We start from the raw sequence: 4,218 nt of genomic DNA, 5'->3' as shown, positions 1-4,218 counted from the left end.
GAAAGTTTTTAAGTTATATAATTTAAAATTTAAATAATATATCTATTAGATATATAGTTGATATTTGAAGCGTTTAGTGATAATATATCTATTAGATATATTTATAATAGATTCTGTAAGCAAATAGAAAGGAAGAAAGATGAAAAAAAGAACGAGATATGTTTTACTAGGTTTACTCAGAGATGAGGATATGAATGGGTATGAAATCAAAAAAAATATTGAAAACAGAATGAAGTTTTTTTGGAATGAAAGCTATGGTCAGATATACCCTGAGCTGAAAAGATTAGTAGAAGAAGGAAAATTAAAAAAATACGAAGATGAAAAAAACACTACAAAGAGAAATAATTTTAAGTACTCTATTACAGAGGAGGGACTGAGAGAATTTAATAGGTGGATGAAAGCGGATTGTGAAGATGATTCTGTTAGAAGTGAAAAAACACTTAAATATTTTTTGGCTACAGATGACAATAAAATAGAGATTATAAATAATCTAAAAGAGGACATAATATCTGGAGAAGAAAAAATTAATTTATTAAAAACATATAAAGATCAAATAGAAAAATATATAGATGTACATAATAACCATAAGTATTTAATTGAAGTTATAGATTTAGGTATCAAGCAAGAAGAAGTCAAGGTAAAATGGGCCAGAGACTTCTTAGATAAATTATAGGGGGCGATTTTATGGAGTTTAAATTTTCAGTATATGGTTTGGTGATTTTTTTGTTGCCAATGTTTATTAACATAGTGTATTTTTTATTTCCACCTAAAAATATTCAGGAAGAAGCTTCTAGTCAAAATAAAATTTTAGAATTTATAGAGCAAATAAGTAGAATAGCATATGCAGTAGTTATCTGCACTTTAGTCAGCAGAAAAGAGTTAGATTTTAAAAGTCCATTTTTGTATTTAGCTTTGTTGTTTCTAGTTTTATACTACATAGTATGGATTATATATTTTATAAAAGGAAGAGATGTATCCTTGCTTGGAGAAAATTTTTTATTTGTACCGATATCTTTAGCTGTGTTTCCAGTTATGTATTTTATTTTTGCATCTATATGGATGAGTAATTATATAGCTTTAGCGATAATGATTTTGTTTGGAATTATACATTTTAAGATATCTTATAACAATTTATGCATAAATAAATAATAAAGATTCCACTCTTTTAAATTTATGCTAAAAATATACAAGAAAATATTGAAATTTAAAAAGATATGTTTTAATATACCTATAGGGGGTATTTTTAAAATAGTATATTTTCTAAAATATAAATTGATAAATTAAAGAGGAGGAAATCTTATGGAAGCTACAATCAAAGAAACCTACAAAGTCGAAGGTATGATGTGCGCAGCTTGCGCCAAAGCAGCCGAGAGAGCAGTCAGAAAAATCGACGGAGTGATAGATCAAAATGTAAATATAGCTACAGAAAAGCTGACTGTAGAATACGAAACAGACAAAGTAAATTACGAGATTTTGTCAAAAGCAATAGAAAAAGCAGGCTACAAGCTTGTAAAAGAAGAAAACATTAAAAAAATCGAGCTTACAGTTCACGGCATGACTTGTGCAGCTTGTTCAAAGGCAGTTGAGAGGGTAACAAAAAAACTAGATGGTGTCAAAGAATCAAGCGTAAATATAGCGACAGAAAAGGCGACAATCTCTTATGATCCATCTAAAGTTAGATTATCTCAAATAACAAAAGCAATCGAAAAGGCAGGATATGAGCCTATAACTGAAGAAAACAAAGAGACAGTTGACGAGGATCAACAAAGAAAAGAAAGAGAAAAAAACACTCTATTTAAAAAGTTCATAACTGCAATCTGCTTTGCGATACCACTATTTTACATAGCTATGGGACCTATGGTTCCAAGTCCAATCGGACCTTGGCCACTTCCTGACATCATAAGCCCAGACACTCATATAATAAATTACGCACTTATACAAATTGTGCTTGTAGTTCCTATAATGCTAGTTGGATATAAATTCTACATAAATGGGTTTAAATCACTTTTTAATGGAAGTCCTAACATGGACACTCTAGTTGCAATAGGTACATCTTCAGCGTTTATATACAGCTTATACACTACTATAAATTTAATAAATAACTCAGGTGCTTCAATGGCTGAGCATATGTCTCATCATCACCAACTTTACTTTGAAAGCGCCGGTATAATAATAGCCTTGATACTTCTTGGCAAGTTCTTAGAATCTAGATCAAAGGGCAAAACTTCTGAAGCCATCAAAAAGCTAATGGGACTACAACCAAAGACAGCTGTAATTTTAGTTGACGATAAGGAAGTAGAAGTTTCAATAGACGAGGTTTTAGTCGGCGATATAGTAGTAGTAAAGCCAGGAGAAAAAATACCTGTCGATGGTAAAATCGTATTTGGACATACATCAATAGATGAATCAATGCTTACAGGTGAAAGTATGCCAGTTGAAAAAACTATCGGTGACAGCGTAACAGGAGCCAGCATAAATAAAAACGGTCTAATTAGATTTGAGGCTACAAAAGTAGGAAAAGATACTGCTCTAGCTCAAATAATAAAGCTTGTAGAAGATGCACAGGGAACAAAAGCTCCAATTGCCAAGCTTGCTGATACCGTAGCGGGGTATTTTGTACCTGCAGTTATAACTATTGCGATAATTGCAGCACTACTTTGGGCATTTGTAGGCAAACAAAATACGACTTTTGTACTTACAATATTCATATCAGTATTAGTCATCGCTTGCCCTTGTGCACTAGGACTAGCAACACCTACAGCTATTATGGTAGGAACTGGTAAAGGTGCCGAAAACGGAATACTTATAAAGAGCAGTGTTGCTTTAGAGCTTGCCCATAAAGTAAATACTGTGATATTTGATAAAACTGGAACAATAACAGAAGGTAAGCCAAAGGTGACAGATATAATTACTTTTTTAGATAATACTGAAGATTATATAGTTAAATTAGCAGCATCAGCTGAAAAAGGCTCTGAGCATCCATTAGGTGAAGCTATAGTCAGATATTCAGAAGAAAATAAAATCGATTTACTAAATGTCGATAAATTTAATTCAGTTACAGGAAAAGGTATAAATGCAGTTATAGATGGTAAAAATATAAATCTTGGTAATGTAAAGATGATGGAGGATTTAAATATATCTCTAGACATTGTAGAAAATAAATACGAAGAGCTATCTAAGCAGGGTAAAACACCTATGTTTATATCTATAGATAATGAATTAGCAGGAATAATTGCAGTGGCAGATGTCGTGAAAGAAAGCAGTAAAAAAGCGATAGATCTTTTACACAACCTGGGCATAAAAGTAGCTATGGTCACAGGTGATAACAAAAACACTGCAAGTGCAATAGCCGACCAAGTTGGAATAGATATAGTCCTAGCAGAAGTACTTCCAGAGGATAAATCAAAAGAAGTCAAAAAACTACAAGCTGAAGGCAACTTCGTAGCTATGGTAGGAGATGGTATAAATGATGCACCAGCTCTTGCAGCGGCAGACATAGGTATGGCTATAGGAAGCGGTACAGATGTAGCTATAGAATCAGCAGATATAGTACTTATGAAAAATGACTTGATGGATGTTCCGACAGCTATTAAGCTTAGCAAGGATACTATAAGAAATATCAAGCAAAACTTATTCTGGGCGTTTGGATACAATACAATAGGAATACCGATTGCAGCAGGAGTTTTACATATATTTGGAGGACCTCTTCTAAATCCTATGATATCAGCTGCAGCGATGAGCTTAAGCTCTGTGTCAGTAGTATCAAATGCATTGAGACTTAGAAATTTTAAACCATATAATTAGAATAAAATATAATTAAAAAGCTAGAGGGATATATCTAATATAAAGGATATATTTATCTGGCTTTTTTGCATTTCTGATTTAATAAATTAAAAAAAAATACAATAAAATAAAACAAAATATTGAGATATTAGAAATCATATTGTGTTATAATAATTTTAAAGATAAATTTGAGTATTTTTATAATAAAAGTATATTATAAAAATATGGTATTTTTTTGGTTTGAAATGGCTAAATTATAATGGAGGTTGAAAATGGAAGCGTATATATTGATAATAGAAGATGACTATAAAACTCAGCAGTTATTAAAACAATTTTTGACCTCAAATGGTTATGAGATAAATTGTGCGGGAGATGGTTTAGAGGGAATTCAAATGTATAAAGAAAACGATTACGATTTAATTCTTTTGGATGTTA

4 protein-coding genes are annotated in these 4,218 nt (G+C 31.3%); all 4 read left to right on the top strand.

Annotation, left to right across the window (positions count from 1 at the left end):
- Positions 1–139: 139 nt before the first annotated feature.
- Positions 140–673: a PadR family transcriptional regulator gene (locus MR593_RS06075; RefSeq protein WP_290690859.1), complete on the top strand. Its 534-nt coding sequence runs from the start codon at positions 140–142 to the stop codon at positions 671–673.
- An 11-nt stretch (positions 674–684) separates the two neighbouring features.
- A complete protein-coding gene (locus MR593_RS06070; RefSeq protein WP_290690857.1) occupies positions 685–1,149 on the top strand; it encodes a hypothetical protein in 465 nt (154 codons plus the stop codon).
- 150 nt (positions 1,150–1,299) lie between these two features.
- Positions 1,300–3,804: a heavy metal translocating P-type ATPase gene (locus MR593_RS06065; protein WP_290690854.1), complete on the top strand. Its 2,505-nt coding sequence runs from the start codon at positions 1,300–1,302 to the stop codon at positions 3,802–3,804.
- Between the two features lie 251 nt (positions 3,805–4,055).
- On the top strand, positions 4,056–4,218 hold a 163-nt coding region (locus tag MR593_RS13565), incomplete at its 3' end, for a response regulator transcription factor (RefSeq protein ID WP_290690861.1).

The sequence above is a fragment of the Intestinibacter sp. genome (assembly GCF_022780145.1).
GTDB lineage: Bacteria > Bacillota > Clostridia > Peptostreptococcales > Peptostreptococcaceae > Intestinibacter.
Note: the sequence above shows the minus strand (reverse complement) of the source record. Positions and strands in the feature narration are given on the sequence as shown.

Coding starts and splice junctions, on each gene's coding strand:
- MR593_RS06075 (WP_290690859.1), top strand. CDS start 140: ATGAAAAAAAGAACGAGATATGTTTTACTAGGTTTACTCAGAGATGAG.
- MR593_RS06070 (WP_290690857.1), top strand. CDS start 685: ATGGAGTTTAAATTTTCAGTATATGGTTTGGTGATTTTTTTGTTGCCA.
- MR593_RS06065 (WP_290690854.1), top strand. CDS start 1,300: ATGGAAGCTACAATCAAAGAAACCTACAAAGTCGAAGGTATGATGTGC.